At 69.1% G+C, this 14,802-nt stretch carries 18 protein-coding genes; 8 read left to right on the forward strand and 10 right to left on the reverse strand.

Features of this window, described 5'->3' with window-relative positions; genetic code table 11:
- Together BLU81_RS47745 and BLU81_RS08415 are read left to right on the forward strand one after the other, a co-directional pair.
- The gene (locus tag BLU81_RS47745; RefSeq protein ID WP_157751408.1) at positions 1-174 is read left to right on the forward strand and encodes a hypothetical protein; all 174 of its coding nucleotides are present in this window, start codon (positions 1-3) and stop codon (positions 172-174) included.
- A 25-nt stretch (positions 175-199) separates the two neighbouring features.
- Positions 200-790, forward strand: a complete 591-nt coding sequence (locus tag BLU81_RS08415; protein WP_092556787.1) for a DUF4291 domain-containing protein — start codon at positions 200-202, stop codon at positions 788-790.
- Positions 791-821: 31 nt separating this feature from the next.
- Here the strand turns inward: BLU81_RS08415 and BLU81_RS08420 are convergent, their stop codons facing one another.
- Together BLU81_RS08420 and BLU81_RS08425 are read right to left on the reverse strand one after the other, a co-directional pair.
- On the reverse strand, positions 822-1,106 hold the full coding sequence (locus BLU81_RS08420) for a hypothetical protein (protein ID WP_092543151.1): 285 nt from the start codon (positions 1,104-1,106) through the stop codon (positions 822-824).
- Positions 1,107-1,227: 121 nt separating this feature from the next.
- Positions 1,228-1,431 carry a cold-shock protein gene (locus BLU81_RS08425; protein ID WP_092543153.1) on the reverse strand — a complete coding sequence of 68 codons (204 nt, stop codon included), beginning with the start codon at positions 1,429-1,431 and terminating at the stop codon, positions 1,228-1,230.
- 1,044 nt (positions 1,432-2,475) lie between these two features.
- On the opposite strand from BLU81_RS08425, the gene BLU81_RS08430 reads away from it, so the two are divergent.
- Positions 2,476-3,228 (forward strand): L,D-transpeptidase family protein, encoded by a 753-nt coding sequence (locus tag BLU81_RS08430; RefSeq protein WP_092543155.1) that lies wholly within the window; start codon positions 2,476-2,478, stop codon positions 3,226-3,228.
- A 147-nt stretch (positions 3,229-3,375) separates the two neighbouring features.
- A complete protein-coding gene (locus BLU81_RS08435) occupies positions 3,376-4,869 on the forward strand; it encodes an IMP dehydrogenase (protein ID WP_092543157.1) in 1,494 nt (497 codons plus the stop codon).
- A gap of 11 nt (positions 4,870-4,880) precedes the next feature.
- On the opposite strand, the gene BLU81_RS08440 is transcribed toward BLU81_RS08435, so the two are convergent.
- Both BLU81_RS08440 and BLU81_RS47750 read right to left on the reverse strand, forming a co-directional pair.
- Entirely contained in the window at positions 4,881-6,314 is a 1,434-nt protein-coding gene (locus BLU81_RS08440; RefSeq protein ID WP_157751409.1) for a glycosyltransferase family 39 protein, read from the reverse strand.
- A 102-nt stretch (positions 6,315-6,416) separates the two neighbouring features.
- On the reverse strand, positions 6,417-6,593 hold the full coding sequence (locus BLU81_RS47750) for a hypothetical protein (RefSeq protein WP_157751410.1): 177 nt from the start codon (positions 6,591-6,593) through the stop codon (positions 6,417-6,419).
- Between the two features lie 140 nt (positions 6,594-6,733).
- Here BLU81_RS47750 and BLU81_RS08445 point away from each other — a divergent pair, with 140 nt between their 5' ends.
- Both BLU81_RS08445 and BLU81_RS08450 read left to right on the forward strand, forming a co-directional pair.
- Positions 6,734-7,108 (forward strand): hypothetical protein, encoded by a 375-nt coding sequence (locus BLU81_RS08445; RefSeq protein WP_092543161.1) that lies wholly within the window; start codon positions 6,734-6,736, stop codon positions 7,106-7,108.
- Positions 7,105-8,730: a caspase, EACC1-associated type gene (locus BLU81_RS08450; protein ID WP_092543163.1), complete on the forward strand. Its 1,626-nt coding sequence runs from the start codon at positions 7,105-7,107 to the stop codon at positions 8,728-8,730. Before BLU81_RS08445 ends, BLU81_RS08450 begins: the two co-directional genes overlap by 4 nt.
- A 1-nt stretch (position 8,731) precedes the next feature.
- On the opposite strand, the gene BLU81_RS47755 is transcribed toward BLU81_RS08450, so the two are convergent.
- The 3 genes from BLU81_RS47755 to BLU81_RS08460 all read right to left on the reverse strand — a co-directional run bounded on the left by BLU81_RS47755 (position 8,732) and on the right by BLU81_RS08460 (position 10,791).
- Positions 8,732-8,872, reverse strand: coding sequence for a hypothetical protein (locus tag BLU81_RS47755; protein WP_157751411.1), 141 nt, complete (start codon positions 8,870-8,872; stop codon positions 8,732-8,734).
- Between the two features lie 214 nt (positions 8,873-9,086).
- Positions 9,087-10,544 (reverse strand): DHA2 family efflux MFS transporter permease subunit, encoded by a 1,458-nt coding sequence (locus tag BLU81_RS08455; RefSeq protein WP_092543165.1) that lies wholly within the window; start codon positions 10,542-10,544, stop codon positions 9,087-9,089.
- Positions 10,545-10,590: 46 nt separating this feature from the next.
- Positions 10,591-10,791 (reverse strand): hypothetical protein, encoded by a 201-nt coding sequence (locus BLU81_RS08460; RefSeq protein ID WP_092543167.1) that lies wholly within the window; start codon positions 10,789-10,791, stop codon positions 10,591-10,593.
- 50 nt (positions 10,792-10,841) lie between these two features.
- On the opposite strand from BLU81_RS08460, the gene BLU81_RS51465 reads away from it, so the two are divergent.
- Positions 10,842-10,970, forward strand: a complete 129-nt coding sequence (locus BLU81_RS51465) for a hypothetical protein (RefSeq protein WP_269461009.1) — start codon at positions 10,842-10,844, stop codon at positions 10,968-10,970.
- On the opposite strand, the gene BLU81_RS08465 is transcribed toward BLU81_RS51465, so the two are convergent.
- Genes BLU81_RS08465 through BLU81_RS08475 form a run of 3 tightly spaced genes read right to left on the reverse strand, consistent with a single transcriptional unit; the run spans position 10,965 to position 14,222 of the window.
- Entirely contained in the window at positions 10,965-12,167 is a 1,203-nt protein-coding gene (locus tag BLU81_RS08465; protein ID WP_092543169.1) for a dihydrolipoamide acetyltransferase family protein, read from the reverse strand. The genes BLU81_RS51465 and BLU81_RS08465 overlap by 6 nt on opposite strands.
- Positions 12,164-13,129, reverse strand: coding sequence for an alpha-ketoacid dehydrogenase subunit beta (locus BLU81_RS08470; protein ID WP_092556788.1), 966 nt, complete (start codon positions 13,127-13,129; stop codon positions 12,164-12,166). Before BLU81_RS08470 ends, BLU81_RS08465 begins: the two co-directional genes overlap by 4 nt.
- A 10-nt stretch (positions 13,130-13,139) precedes the next feature.
- Positions 13,140-14,222: a thiamine pyrophosphate-dependent dehydrogenase E1 component subunit alpha gene (locus BLU81_RS08475; RefSeq protein WP_092543171.1), complete on the reverse strand. Its 1,083-nt coding sequence runs from the start codon at positions 14,220-14,222 to the stop codon at positions 13,140-13,142.
- Positions 14,223-14,336: 114 nt separating this feature from the next.
- Here BLU81_RS08475 and BLU81_RS08480 point away from each other — a divergent pair, with 114 nt between their 5' ends.
- A complete protein-coding gene (locus BLU81_RS08480) occupies positions 14,337-14,798 on the forward strand; it encodes an Lrp/AsnC family transcriptional regulator (protein WP_092543173.1) in 462 nt (153 codons plus the stop codon).
- Positions 14,799-14,802: the final 4 nt, after the last annotated feature.

Below are 14,802 nucleotides of genomic sequence, written 5' to 3' on the forward strand. Positions count from 1 at the left end.
ATGGATGCCAGGGAACTGCTGCGCCGGGCCATCGCCGAGTTCCCTCCGGACGTGGTCAACGCCGCCGGTCTGACGGTCGCCGTGGCGCAGGAATACCTCGATCAGAACGAGCCCGGCACCTCCGAGATCCTCACCGTGACCGCGCCCGGCGTGGATAACCGCTCGTCACGGTAGGGGCTGCTGTGGCATGGTCGCGCGCATGTTGCGGGAGATTCGGGCCGACTTCGATGCTGAGACGATCGTCGTTTACCAGGCCTACTCGGCGGCCGTCGCGGATGCGGCTCTGGCGGCGGGGCGGTTCGTGGCGCCGTTCTCGTTCAGCCGGATGACCTGGATCAAGCCGTCGCTGCTGTGGCTGATGCATCGCAGCAACTGGGGTGGCAAAGCCGGCCAGGAACGGATTCTGGCGGTTCGCATCACCCGTACGGGGTGGGAGCAGGCGCTGTCGCGGGCTGTCCTCACCGCGCCGGAACCGGCCGTGCACGGCAGCGCCGCCGCCTGGAGTGCTGAGTTCGCCCGCGCGGCGGTGCATGTGCAGTGGGATCCTGAGCGGTCGCTGCGCGGTGCGGCACTTCAGCACTACAGCATTCAGGTCGGGGTCGGCCGGGGTTTGATCCGTGAGTTCGCCGAGGACTGGGTCGTCGGGGTGCGGGACATCACGCCCACTGTTCACAAGATCGCCGGGTTGGTCCGGTCGGGGCAGAGTGCGAAGACTCGGCGGTTGTTGCCGCCGGAGCGGCCCTACCCGCTCGCCCCTGTCATCGCCCGGCGGATCCACGCCGGCGCATGACGGCCGGGCCGAGCGAGCAGGTGACGCGCCGTCAGAAGGGGACGGGTCCGCTTCCGGTCAGCGAGATCAGCACCTGGGTGGCGAGCAGCTTCCGCATGCCGGTGACGGTGACTGTGCCCTCCCGGTCGTAGGGAAGTTCCAGCTGGATCTCCCCTCCGGCCTCTTCGCGCAGCTCGGACGGGGCCTTGTCCGGACGGAACGTGCCGCCCCAGCCGTTGACGCCGCCGCGCTGGTTGGTGTTGAGAGAAGCCATGCCGGATATGCATGCGCCGTCGACCAGGATCAGCCGTGCGGGGCCCGAATAGGTTGTCGTCATGTCATGTCCTTCACCGTGTCGCGCTGTCGTACCCGCTGGTCCGCCCGCCTGAGGGGGCGGCGCGTAAAAGGCCGAACGGCGGCCCGCTGAATCAGTCGGGCCGCCGTTCGCGGAGTTCGGATCAGAGCGGACGGATGTTCTCCGCCTGCGGGCCCTTCTGGCCCGGGGTGATGTCGAACTCGACCTTCTGGTTCTCCTCGAGGCTGCGGTAGCCGCTGGTGGCGATCGCGGAGAAGTGGGCGAAGACGTCAGCGCCGCCGTCGTCGGGGCTGATGAAGCCAAAGCCCTTGTCGGCGTTGAACCACTTCACGGTGCCTGTAGTCATTTCTGCTCCTTCGCAGGCTGATGAAGCCCGCACTGTGCGAACTCCGGGTGCCGCCGTGTTGATCACCTGCGTCGAAATGACACGAGAACGAAAAAGCGCCTGGGAGGGTGTCAGAAACCCATCAGGCGCCGGCAAACGTCTACGGAAATCAAAACTGCAACGAGAAGAATCTAGCACGCCCTCGGCGGGGAGCGAACAGGGTGGGGTGCCCGGACTGTTCGTGGCGGCTCTGAGCTGCGGTTGCCTGCGATTCGGCGGTGCGCCGTCGCGGGTTCGGCAACGTTGGCGAGGTCACGACGTACCGCCGCAATGGGGTTGGGGATGTTGTCGTGAAGGAATGTCGACTGCCCGGAACCGCTGCTCACGGGGCTGCTTCACCGTGGTCAGCGCCCTATAAAAGGACGCGCGGGGCTACTTCAGGCGGTCACGAGTGCGAATACCTAACGAATGTTAGGGTTCACCTGTGATTACGACCGAGTGAGCACGCCTGACGCGGCGTACTGCCGTGTTCGGCGATCACTCGTACCGCAAGGACTTCTACCAGTAACTCGTCAGTGTTTCGATCCCTGACGAATCATCTGGATGAAGAGTGAAAACAATGTTCCGTGAATCCTTGCTGTCCTGATACCACCATTCCGGCGCCCGCTGGGCGGTCGCCCTCATACCCCTGCCGCACGAACCTTCGCGGCACGTCCTTGCCGGTCTGCGAGTCGGTGTGTGCCTGCACATCGAACCGAAGACCGCCGTTCTCGCCACCTTACTGGTTCCAGCCGGGACGCGGGTACACCTGAATCTTGAAGGTCCTCCGGACGGCTACAACGCCCAGCCGGTGCCCGCTCCGCCGCCCGCGAGACCGGCCCGCGTGTCGCCCTGATCGGGATCCTGCTGCGAGACCTGGGCCATCATTCGGGTACGCCCAGGCCGGGGACTGGCCGCCGCCACCTACCCGATGAGGCCTATCATTTCGGCCTCATCGGGTGTCCGGACGCCTGATCGGGGTACCCGATCGCCCGATGGGATCCGTTGCACGCCGGGTGAGGGTGAATGACTGTGCGAAGACTTGCGGCGGCTATCGGGTTCGTGCTGGTGGCGGCCCTGCTGCCCGGTACGCCCGCGGCGGCGGCTCTGCCGGACAAGCTCGCGCACGTCGGCAACGCCCGGCAGGTGATCGTGGTGAGCGGCAACAGCTGGGGGTCGACGTACGCCACGCTGCGCGCCTACCAGCGCGGTTCGGACGGAGAATGGCGGCTGAAGTTCGGGGCGATGAAGGCGCGCAGCGGGTACGGCGGGTGGGCGTGGGCGTCACAGCGGGTGCAGGACACCGGCCAGACTCCGGCGGGCACGTTCCGGATCACCGAGGCGTTCGGGGTCCGCGCCGATCCGGGGACCAGCCTGCCGTACCGGAAGGTCGACAAGAACGACTACTGGAGTGGCGACAACAAGGACGCGAAAACGTACAACGTCTTCCAGCCGTACGCGTCCGCGAAGCGCACCTGGCGTAAGTCACAGGCCGAGCGGCTCGCGGCGTACCCGACGCAGTACGCCCACGCCGCGGTGATCGACTTCAACCGCCCGGCCGGGGTCCGCTGGGACGCCACCCGCCGCCAGAACGTCACCAGCACACCGGCGAACACCCGCCTGGGATCGGCGATCTTTCTGCACGCCAGCGGCAAGGGCTCCACCGCCGGTTGCGTCTCGGTGAGCCGCGCGAACATGGTCCGCCTGCTGAAGTGGCTCAATCCGGCGAAGAAGCCCCGCATCGTGATGGCCCCGGCCTCGGCCCTCACCCGAGCCTGAAGTCCTTGCGCGGCCGTTCACGGCCACCTTCGAATCCCACACGGTCATCCTTGCGGGTGATATGTGCGGTTATTCCGGCACGGATCCGGCTGATAATGTCATTCGATCACGGCTCCACCAGCGTATCGACTGTCAAGGAGTGCAGCAGTGCGGATCCTGTCCGAGACGTCCCGGACCTTCGGTGAATACCTGCTTCTGCCCAATCTCACCGACGAGGACTGCACACCGGACCGGGTGGATCTGTCGGCGCCTCTGGTTCGGCACCGGGTCGGGCAACAGTCGCCGATCCGGATCGCCACGCCCATGGTCAGCGCGATCATGGGTGCCGTCTCCTCGCCTCAGCTGGCGATCGCGCTCGCGCAGGTCGGCGGTCTGTCCTTCCTGCACCAGAACCAGCCGATCGGCGAACAGGCCGAGATGGTGGCGACCGTCAAACGGCACAAGGCCGGCTTCCGGCACAACGACGTCAACATCAAACCCTCGGCAACGCTCCACGAGGCCGACCTCCTGATGAGACAGACCCGCCTCGACGTGGTCGTCGTCACCGACGACGGGACACCGTCGGGCCGGTTCCTCGGCCTGATCGGCACCCGCGACTACAACTTCCACCGGCATCAGCCCGGCGACAGCGTCGAGTCACGGATGCTGCCGGTCGCCGATCTCGTCACCGCGCCGCACGGAACCACCCTCGAACGGGCGAACTCACTGCTCTGGGACTCCCGTCAGGACGTACTGCCGATCGTCGAGGCCACCGGTCACCTGACCGCGCTCGTCCAGCGCCGCGACTACGAATTGCACGAGCAGTTCCGCACCGAGACCGTGGACGGCGACAAACGGTTCCGGGTCGGCGCCGGCGTCAACACCCGCGACTTCAAGGACCGGATCCCGGCCCTGGTCGAGTCCGGAGCCGACGTCCTGTGCCTGGACTCCTCCGACGGCTACTCCGTGTGGCAGCACCGCGTCATCGAGTTCGTCCGCGAACGCTACGGCGACACCGTCCACATCGGCGCCGGAAACGTCGTCGACGCCCGTGGTTTCCGCTACCTCGCCGACGCCGGCGCGGACTTCGTCAAGGTCGGTATCGGCGGCGGCAGCATCTGCATCACCCGCGATCAGAAAGGCATCGGCCGGGGCCAGGCGACCGCCCTCGCCGAGATCGTCCCCGCCCGCGACGCTCTCGCGGAGAAGACCGGGATGTACGTGCCGGTGTGCTCGGACGGTGGCGTCATCCACGATTCCCACATGGCCATCGCGTACGCCTTCGGAGCCGACTTCCTCATGCTGGGCCGCTACTTCGCCCGTTTCGACGAAAGCCCGGCCCCGAAGGTCCGTGGCGCGGGCGGCCAGGTCCTCAAGGAGTATTGGGGCGAGGGCAGCGCCCGCGCCCGTAACGCTGCCCGGTACGGCCAAGGCGGCGACATGGTCTTCGAAGAGGGCGTCGACGGCTACGTCAACTACGTCGGGTCACTCGCCGACAACGTGAAGGTCACCCTGGCCAAGATCCGGTCCACGATGATCAGCTGCGGGTCTACTTCGCTGCGGCGATTCCATGAGACCGCCGTCCTCGAACCCATCTCGCAGCAGACCTTCGTCCAGAACTCCGAAGAGGTCGACCGTAACGAACGGCCCACTGTCGTCTGATCACCGTGCTCTCACGGACCCGGCGACCGCACGTAGAGGGCCATGGCACCGCGTTTCACCGTCCACCGGCCGGCCCGCTGGAAGTCGGTGTCCAGCATCCGTTGCAGGTCCGGGCGTCCGCTGGCGGGATCAGCCCGCCGCCCATAGGCGACCAGCCAGATCCGGTCGGTGCCGGCCAGCCGGGGGACCGGGTCGGGGTGTTCGGCCGCTTCGAGGGTGGCGGTCTGCGCCGCGGACCGGTTCAGTAGGACATCCCGTGGCCGGCCCGGGTCGTGGCGCAGGTAGAAGTCGATTCCGGCCCGCATGGTGCGCCCGCCTTCGAGCACGATGACGTCGCCCGGCTGCTGCCGTCGCTCGATGATTCCGGCCAGTGTGCGGTAGTCGCTGCCGTTCTTGACCGTCGGCTGGCGCACGGCGAGCTGGCCGGGCACCGAGGCGGCGGCTACGACCGCGAGGGCCGACAGACCGGCGATCCTGGTACGCGGTAGTCCGGCGGCCGCCACGATGACCGCCGGGAGCAGCACGAACAGCAGGTAACGATTGATCCAGAACGACACTCCGCCGAACGCGGCGGCACACAGCACCGCCATCGGCAGCAGGGTCACCGCCGCCAGTTCGAGGATCTGCCGGGACGGTCGGAACGCGGCGAACAGCAGCAGCCCGATCAGCAGCCACGCGACCTCGGGAGAGCCGGTGAGCAGTTCCGGGAAGCGGTAGACCCCGCCGGCCGTTATCGGTCGTACCCAATGAAGCTGGGTCTCGCGTTGCCGCAGGCCCCACCAGATCAGCGGCGAGACCACCACCAGCACCGCCAGAACCGCAGCGCACCAGGGCACCCAGAACCGGGCGCCGCGCCGGGCCAGGACGACCGCGAAATGCCCCGCCAGCGCGACCAGCGCGACCAGGCTGAACAGGCCCATCGCGGTGATCGCGGCGGTATAGGCGACCCACCGGCCGGGCCCCGGCCGGTCGAGCGCGCGAAACAGCAACAGCAGGGCGAGGACCGAGAACATACAGGCGATGGTGTACGGCCGGGCCTCAGCCGCGTACCGAGAGATGTTCGGAATCAGGCACAGCAGCCCACCGGCAAGACAGCCGACCAGCGGCCCGAACAGCCGCCGGCCCAGCTCCCCGGTCAGAGCGGCGGCGACCGCCATCGCCAGGATCGACGGCAGCCGCAGGCTCAGCATCGAGTCGCCGAACACCGAGGTCCACAGGTGCATCGTCAGGTAGTAGACGCCGAAGACCCCGTCGATGTGGTGAACCAGTCGCCAGATCTGCTCCACCGACCGCTGCGCCACGTCGGCGGTGGCGATCTCGTCCCAGCTCAGCACCGCCCGGGTGGGCCGGACCAGCCCGATCACCAGCATGGCGAGACCGGGCAGCGCACTCGGCAGCCACCGCCGGATCATGCGCGCCTTGTCGTCGGACAATCCTGAGAACACGCTCGAACCGTAGCCACGTCACGCTCGTCCACTGAGCCCCAGCGACGGCTCGGGCAGACCCGGGCGACCGGGTGTGCACTTTCTTACCAGGACCCGAGAGGATCAGACGCCGGCGTAGATGTGTGCCGCCCAGACCGAGGGCGTCCCCGGATACCAGTCGCGCAGTTCGCTGGTGACCTCGTGGACTGTCCGGGCGACGTCCCCGTCGCTGTCCGGCGCGGCGCCCTTCGAGTGGAGCCTGCCGGCGGCGGCCGGCGGTGCCCTCACCACGCTGCTCATCCATACGACTGTGGTTCGGCGAGGCCGACGGCGTGACCGGCGGTACCGGTGACATTCGGTATGCCCCGGACAGGTGATTGAGCTCAGCTGCCCGGAGTTTCGCTTGACCGGTCGTCCTCACCGACCCATGCTCCCTATCTGTGCCGCAACTCGAAATCAAGGTGTGTGGATCGGCTCTGACCGAGGAGGACCTGGCCGACACCGGCCAGGCGCTGCGCTCGGTGCTTCTCGGTCTCGATGTCGACGACGTGACGATCCCGAGCGGTGGCCGGCCCGTACCCCATGCGAAGTCCGCGGCATTGGCCGCCGTCGGCGTCCTGCTCGTCTCCGCCGCGCCCGAGATGGTCCCCGCCGTTGTCGACGCGGCGCTCAACTGGCTCAAACGCCAACTGATCCTGGACGTGCACCTGGAGATCGACGGCCAGGTCCTCACCGCACAGGTCACCCGATCCCAGCGTGACGCCCTGGTGTCGGCATTCCTGGCGCGCGTCACCGACGACACGGGTCAGGCGTGACCGCGCCCCAGACGAGGCGACGCGCGCTGCTTCTGGCCTGTGAACGGTTCACCGACGACTCGCTGCCCGCACTGCGATCGCCCGTCCGGGACGCGAAAGCCCTCCACCAGGTGCTCGACAAGACCGGATACGCCGTGACGACGCTCACCGACTGCACCGCGCACGAGGCCCGGCACGCGGTCGCCGAGTTCTTCGAGACAGCCACCCGGCACGACGTCAACCTCATCTACTTCTCGTGCCACGGGTTGCAGGACAGCGAGATGAATCTGCACTTCGCCTTCCAGGACAGCCAGTACCGGCGGCCGGACGTCACCGGGGTGAGCGCCGAGTTCGTGCGCACCCAGATCGCCCGCAGCCGTTCCCGGGCCACGGTGGTGATCGCCGACTGCTGCTTCAGCGGGGCGTTCCTGCGCGCGATGCGCCCCAAAGCGGGCCGCGACGCCGGAGTGAACGCACTGGTCCGTGACCTCCCCGAAGGGGCCGGCGTAGCGGTCCTCACCTCCTCCGGCGCGACCGAGGTGAGCCTGGAGGACCCGGACGATCAACAGGCCGTGAAGTCACGCGGGTCGTACTTCACCGAGGCGCTCCTGACGGGGATCCTGACCGGTGCGGCCGACACCGACCGGGACGGCCGGATCACGGTGGACGAGCTCTTCACGTACGCCTCGGACCGGGTCGCGGACGGACCGTCCCATCAGAAGCCGCGTAAGTACGTCGAAGCGGTGGGCGAGATCGTGGTCGCCGATGTCCGGGTACGCGGGCCGGAGCCAGGGCCGCCGGCCGCCGCGCCGGACCTGACGGCGACGAGCTTGCAGGTCCCCGACCGGGTCCCGCCGTGGCCGCCCCTGCCCGCACCGGCCTCGGCGCCACCCCGTCTACGGCCACCGACCGGATACGCGGCGCAGTCACCGGCGGACCATTCGGCACGCCCGGAGACTCGCGGATCCCGGCGGAGGCCTGGAATCAGACCCACGCTGGTCGCCGCCGCGCTGGCCGGCGGCCTGGTGGTCTGGGTGCGATGGCCGTCAGCTGCTCAGGCCGACCCGGTGATGGTTCCACCGGTGGTCGGCCTGAGCCGCGTCGACGCGGAGACCGTGATCCGCTCCGCCCGGCTCGTCCCGGTCGCGGTCCCCCGAACCGGCGACGACGCGGCATGCACTGCCGACGCGGTGATCGGCCAGGTCCCGGCACCGCGTAGCAGCGCCGTCTGGGGTTCGACGGTGACCTATCAGGTCTGTGCCCCGGAGTACTCCGCACTGCCGAGCGTGTCCGGCCCGGAACCTTCCGCATCCTCGTCGAAGCCGATCGCACGCACTGCTTCCTCGACCCGACGGCCGCCGTCCCCGCAGAGAGTCCCCTGTGTGGAGGGCAAGAGCCAGGACACCGCAGAGGCGATCCTCTCCGAAGTCGGCTACAACGTCGACATCGTCGAGGTCTCAGCCCTGGTAGCCCCGGGCACGGTCATCTCGCAGAGCCCCGATTGTGGTGTGCGGGCCGCCCGGGACACCACGGTCACGATCAGCGTCGTGCAAGAGGAGAGCCCGGTGGGTCCGTCGATCGATGTGACGTCGGCCGACCCGATCACGACCACCTCGTCGGCCGGCACCGGAAACGGCGGATGAGTCACGCCGCCGAGACGGCCACCGCCCGGCGCAGCAGGCCGATCGCCTCGTTCAGGCGCGCGCGATCCGGCGTACCGCCAAGGGTTTGCAGAATGTCGGCGGCCTGGCGGCCGAGCCCGTCAGGATCCGGGTCGGTGGTCATCCATCAAACTCGGCCGGTTACGCCGGGGCGACGGCTTCGTCTTCTACTCGCCCACCCGGCAGATCTTCGACCGCACCCCGCTGCGGGCCGTGACTCAGGTCGGTGTCGTGGCCGACGACGAGCCGTACCTCACCCTGACCGACTTCGCGCTGATCCGGGACGCGATGACGTCGCCCGGCTCGTGAGAGCCGGGCGGGCAGAGCCGGGCGGGCAGTCAGCCCTCGGTGGCTGGGTCGCGTTTGAGTAGCGGCGGGGCGCACGGGTCGCAGAAGGACTCGGCGGGAGTGGGTTTGGTCAGGCGGTTCGGGATCAGGAACCAGGCCAGGACGCCGCCGCCGGTCATCAGAGCAGCGCAGATCAGCATCGCGGTGTGGTAGACCGGCGCCAACGTGGCCGCGTCGGTGAGGCTTCCGGCGCCGATCCCGGCGGCCAGCGGCAGCACCGCCACCGACAGCAGGCCCGCGGCCCGGGCCACCGCGTTGTTCACCCCGGAGGCGATACCGGCGTGGGAGTCGTCGAGGGACCCGAGCGCGGTCGCGGTCAACGGCGCGACCAGCAACGACAGACCCAAACCGAACAAGATCACCGGCGGGAGTACGTCGACCGGGTACGACGCGCCCGTGCCGATCGCCGACAGCCAGAGCAACGCCGCCGCGCAGACCAGTGGACCCGCGGTCATCGGGATCCGAGGTCCGACCCGCTGCGCGAGGGCACCGGACCGCGCCGACAGCAGCAGCATCAGGACCGTGATCGGGAGCAGTCCCAGGCCGCCCGCGAGCGGGTTGAACCCGGCCACCACCTGCAGGTTCAGCACGACCAGGAAGAACACTCCACCGTTGGCCGCGTACACCAGGAAGGTGACCGCGTTGGCCCCGCTGAACGCCACCGACCGGAAGATACCCAGCGGCAGCATCGGATGCGGAGAACGGCGCTCGGCCAGCACGAACGCGACCAGCCCGACCACCCCGACAGCCAGCGAGGCCAGCACCACCGGATCACCGGGACCGTCGGCCGGCCACGCGGTGAAACCGTAGGTCAGCCCGCCGAGCCCGGCCGCACCACAGATCAGCCCGGCCACGTCGAACGACTTGGCGGCCGCCGGGTTACGGGACTCGGGCACGTGCCGGGCCGCCACCCACAGCACCAGGGCCGCCACCGGCACGTTGATCAGGAAGATCCACCGCCAGCTACCGATCTCCACCAGCCAGCCGCCGAGGAACGGGCCCAGCGCGCCACCGATACCGCCCAGCCCGGACCAGGCGCCGATCGCCCGCGCCCGGTCCTCCGGATCGAACGACGCCTCCAGGATCGCCAGGGCACCCGGCGTGAGCAGCGCCCCGCCGACGCCTTGCAGGATGCGGGCCGCGACCAGCAGTTCGATGGACGGGGCGAGACCGCAGAGCAGTGACGCCGCCGCGAACCAGGTGACACCGGTGAGAAAGATGCGTTTGCGGCCGAACCGGTCGCCGAGCGAACCACCGAGCAGCACCAGCGAGGCGAGGCTGAGGGCGTAGCCGTTGACCGTCCACTGCAGGCCCGCCGCGTCGGCGCCGAGTTCCTGCCCGATCGTGGGCAGCGCGATGTTGACGACGGTGGAGTCGATGAAGGCGAGGCTGGACCCGAGCACGGTGGCCAGCAGAACCCAGCGGCCGGCCGCTGATCGGTAACGCATGCGACGAACCCTAGTACGACCGGATTCGATGAGATCAGGAACGCGGTTACAGCGGGGAGAGAGTGAACTGGACCAGAAGACCGACGCCCACCAGAGCGGACAGAGTCACGTAGCCCACCGCGGTTCCACCGGAGGCGCGGTCGGCAATGGGCGGCGACAATGGGGGGATGCTGCTGCTCGGGGTGCTGGTGTCCGTGGAACAGGTCGACAGTTCGGAGTTCCGGGCGCGGGTGGGGGAGAAGGTCACGCTCGGACTGAGCCTGCACTGTCTGCGGCGGGCCACCGCCGACGGTGACGGTGGCCCGGACCTGGCTGGTCCGGCGGATCGCCCGGCTCACCCCCGCCGGGAATCCGGAGGTGCGGGCGATCGAGCGGGGCGGAGATCGCCGCGGCTACCTGGTCGACCTGGAGAGCGCCGAGCTATAGGCGGGCCAGGGCGGAGGGCGGATCCTCCATCGCGTCGGCGACGGTGCGCAGGAAACCGGCCGCCGCGCCGCCGTCACAGATCCGATGGTCGAAGACAAAGGACAACTGCGTCACTTTTCGTACGGTCAACGCACCGTCCACCACCCAGGGCCGATCGATGATGCGACCGATTCCGAGCATGGCCACCTGCGGGTGGTTGATGATGGCGGCGCTGCCGTCGACCCGGAAGGCGCCGTAGTTGTTCAGGGTGAACGTGCCTGCCGACAGTTCCGCCGGTGTCGACTCGCCCCGGCGGGCCCGAGCCGTCAGGTCACGGATCGCCGAGTCCAGTCCGGAAGTCGTCATCGTCTCCGCGCCGGGGATCGCGGGGACCACCAGGCCGCGGTCACTCTGCACCGCCAGGCCCAGGTTGATCCGGTCCAGTTCGACGATCTCCTGGCGTTCGATGTCGAGGCGGGCGTTGAACACCGGGTATTCGCGCAGGCCAGCCACCACGAAACGGGCCACGTAGGCGAGCAGTCCGGGGGAACCGGGAACGGCTCGGCCACGTTCGCGCAGCTCCCACAGAGCGGTCGCGTCGACGTCCACCCAGATCGTCGCCTCGGGGATCTCGGCCCGGCTGCGAGTCAGCACCGCCGCCACCTGCTTGCGGAAGCCGTTCAGGGGAATCCGCCGCTCACCCGCGACGACCACCCGGCCGGGTTTCGGCGTGGTCGGTGGGGAAGCGGCTTCGACGTCGTGGCGGGTGATGACGCCGCCGGGGCCGGTGCCGTTCACCGAGGTCAGGTCGACGCCGGTGTCTCTGGCCAGGCGGCGGACCAGGGGTGAGAGCACCATGGGGACGGAACGTTCGTGCTGCTCGGGAGTTCGAGGGTGGGGGATGCGTGGCTTGCGGTGACGTACCGCCGCCTTGTCCGGGGTTGTCCCGTAGCCGATCAGGACGTTGCCGGAACCGCCCGGCTCGGCGACGGTGATCAGCGGGGATCCCACGTCCAGGGTGGTGCCCTCGGCGGCGTGCCGGGTGGCGACCCGCCCGGCGTGCGGGGACGGCACCTCGACCACCGCCTTCGCCGTCTCCACCTCGACGACCGGCTGATCGATCTCGATGATGTCGCCCTCGGCGACCAGCCAGCGCACGATCTCCGCCTCGGTCAGCCCTTCCCCGAGGTCCGGCAGCAGAAAGGTCCGTGCGCTCATGCGTACTCCCACTGCAGGTCGTCGACGGTGTCGAGGATGCGGTCCACGGACGGGAGGTGGACGTGTTCGAGTTTCGGCGGCGGGTACGGGATGTCGAAACCGGTCACCCGGCGGATCGGGGCGTGCAGGTGGTGGAAGCAGCGTTCGGTCACCCGGGCCACCACCTCGGAGGAGACGCTGGCGAAACCGGCCGCCTCGGCCACCACCACGGCCCGGCCGGTGGAACGGACCGCCGCGCACACCGTCTCGTCGTCGAACGGGACCAGCGAACGCAGGTCGACCACCTGCAGACTGCGGCCCTCCTGGGCCGCCGCTTCGGCGGCCTCCAGCGCGACCGGCACCGCGGGACCGTAAGCGATCAGCGTCGCGTCGGTTCCGGGACGCCGGATCACCGCGGTGCCGATCGGGGGGACCGGGACGGTGAAATCGGCTTCGGCGCGGGCGAAGTACAGCTTCTTCGGCTCCAGGAACACCACCGGGTCGGGGGAAGCGATGGCGTGGCGGAGCAGCCCGTACGCGTCGGCCGGGTCGGACGGCGCGACCACGTGCAGGCCGGGGGTGTGCGCGTAGTACGCCTCGGACGAGTCGCAGTGGTGTTCGACGCCGCCGATGCCCCCGGCGTACGGGATCCGGATCACGATTGGGACCGTCACCCGGCCGCGGGTGCGGTTGCGCATCTTCGCGGCGTGGCTGATCAGCTGCTCGAACGCGGGGTACGCGAACGCGTCGAACTGCATCTCCACCACCGGGCGCATGCCGTTCATCGCCATCCCGATGGCCATCCCGAGGATGCCGGACTCAGCCAGCGGGGTGTCGAAGCAGCGCTGGTCACCGAACTCGGCGGTCAGACCGTCGGTGATCCGGAAGACGCCTCCGAGCGGGCCGACGTCCTCACCGAACATGACCACGGATTCGTCGGCGCGCATGGCGTCGCGCAGCGCCTGGTTGAGGGCTCCGGCCATGGTGATCTTCTCAGAGGTCACGGGACACCTCGTCGGCTACGAGCGCCCGCTGCTCCAGCAGCTGCGGGGTGGGTTCGGCGTAGACGTGGGCGAAGAGGTCCCGGTAATCGGTGGCCGGTTCGCCGGCCAGGCCGGTGCGCAGGCGCTCGGCCATCAGCGAGGCTTGTTCCACGTACCCACCAATGATCTTGTCGTCGAGCAGACCGCGACCCCGCAGGAACGTCTCCAACCGCGTGATCGGGTCCTTGGCCAGCCAGGGCGTGACCTCGTCGGCAGAACGGTAGCGGCCGGCATCGTCGGCGTTGGTGTGCGCCTGCACCCGGTAGGTGTGCGCCTCCACCAGCTGCGGTCCGTCGCCGGCGCGGGCCTGGTCGACGGCGGTGCCGAGCACCCTGAGCAGGGCGGCGACGTCGTTGCCGTCGACCCGTTCGCCGGGGATGCCGTAGCCGACACCCTTGTGGGCCAGCGACGGCGCGGCGGTCTGCCGGTCCAGCGGCACCGAGATCGCGTATTGGTTGTTCTGGATGAAGAACACCACGGGGGTACGGAACACCGCCGCGAAGTTGAGGGCCTCGTGGAAGTCGCCCTCGCTGGTGGCGCCGTCGCCGCAGACCGCCATCACCACTGTCGGTTCGCCGCGCAGCCGGGCCGCGTGGGCGACGCCGACGGCGTGCAGCAGATGGGTGGCCAGGGGCGTGGCCTGCGGCGCGACCTTCGTGGCGTGCGGGTCGTAACCGCTGTGCCAGTCGCCGCGCAGCAGGGTGAGGGCCTGCACCGGGTCGACGCCGCGGGCCACGATCGCCGCGGTGTCGCGATAGGTGGGGAACAGCCAGTCACCGTCGTCGAGGACCTGCACGCAGGCGACCTGGCAGGCCTCCTGCCCGTGCGACGACGGGTAGACCGCGAGCCGGCCCTGCCGGACCAGAGCGCCGGCCTGATCGTTGAAGCGGCGGGCGGCGAGCAGGGCGCCGTACGCGTGGATGAGTGCCTGCGGGTCGGGCATGTCCTGGCCGACGGGAACGGGGTGGCCGTCCGGGTCGATGAGCGTCACCGGCTCCGTGGACGGCAGCAGGAGAGCTGCGTCACGTGTCATGAGGGGATTGTGTCCAGCTTGCCAATCGAACACCATAGGTGGCCGAAGAACGAGAATTTTGTTCGCGTCACGGTCTCGGGGGTGGCCGAACGTCCAACCTGAGGGGGAACGGCGATGCTCGACGATACCGATCGGCTGATCCTGGCCGAGTTGGCAGCCGACGGCCGGATGTCGATGCGGACGCTCGCGGAGACGTTGCACATCTCGCGCGCCAACGCGTACGCCCGGGTCGCCCGCCTGCAGCAGACCGGTGTGATCCGCGGCTTCCACGCCGACGTCGACCCGGTCGCCGCCGGGCTGACCACCGCCGCCTACGTGACTCTCAACCTGCAGCAAGCCAACTGGCGTGAGGTTCTCGGCAGGCTGCGGGCACTGCCCGGCGTGGTGCACATCGGTCTGGTCGGCGGCGACTTCGACGTGATCCTTCTGGTCCGGGTGGCCGACAACACCGAGCTGCGGCACCTCGTTCTGGACGAGATCCAGGGCATGGCGGGTGTCGTCAGCACCCGGACGCTGCTGCTGTTCGAGGAGTCCACACCGGCTCGCCGGGTTGCGGCGCCGCCGTCCGATCGGTAGAGAT

This window comes from Actinoplanes derwentensis, from assembly GCF_900104725.1.
In the GTDB taxonomy this organism is placed as follows: domain Bacteria; phylum Actinomycetota; class Actinomycetes; order Mycobacteriales; family Micromonosporaceae; genus Actinoplanes; species Actinoplanes derwentensis.

Coding starts and splice junctions, on each gene's coding strand:
- BLU81_RS08475 (WP_092543171.1), bottom strand. CDS start 14,222: ATGACACGTGACGCAGCTCTCCTGCTGCCGTCCACGGAGCCGGTGACG.
- BLU81_RS08420 (WP_092543151.1), bottom strand. CDS start 1,106: ATGACGACAACCTATTCGGGCCCCGCACGGCTGATCCTGGTCGACGGC.
- BLU81_RS47750 (WP_157751410.1), bottom strand. CDS start 6,593: ATGAGCAGCGTGGTGAGGGCACCGCCGGCCGCCGCCGGCAGGCTCCAC.
- BLU81_RS47745 (WP_157751408.1), top strand. CDS start 1: ATGGATGCCAGGGAACTGCTGCGCCGGGCCATCGCCGAGTTCCCTCCG.
- BLU81_RS08480 (WP_092543173.1), top strand. CDS start 14,337: ATGCTCGACGATACCGATCGGCTGATCCTGGCCGAGTTGGCAGCCGAC.
- BLU81_RS47755 (WP_157751411.1), bottom strand. CDS start 8,872: ATGACCACCGACCCGGATCCTGACGGGCTCGGCCGCCAGGCCGCCGAC.
- BLU81_RS08470 (WP_092556788.1), bottom strand. CDS start 13,129: ATGGCCGGAGCCCTCAACCAGGCGCTGCGCGACGCCATGCGCGCCGAC.
- BLU81_RS08415 (WP_092556787.1), top strand. CDS start 200: ATGTTGCGGGAGATTCGGGCCGACTTCGATGCTGAGACGATCGTCGTT.
- BLU81_RS08430 (WP_092543155.1), top strand. CDS start 2,476: ATGACTGTGCGAAGACTTGCGGCGGCTATCGGGTTCGTGCTGGTGGCG.
- BLU81_RS08455 (WP_092543165.1), bottom strand. CDS start 10,544: ATGCGTTACCGATCAGCGGCCGGCCGCTGGGTTCTGCTGGCCACCGTG.
- BLU81_RS08425 (WP_092543153.1), bottom strand. CDS start 1,431: ATGACTACAGGCACCGTGAAGTGGTTCAACGCCGACAAGGGCTTTGGC.
- BLU81_RS08465 (WP_092543169.1), bottom strand. CDS start 12,167: ATGAGCGCACGGACCTTTCTGCTGCCGGACCTCGGGGAAGGGCTGACC.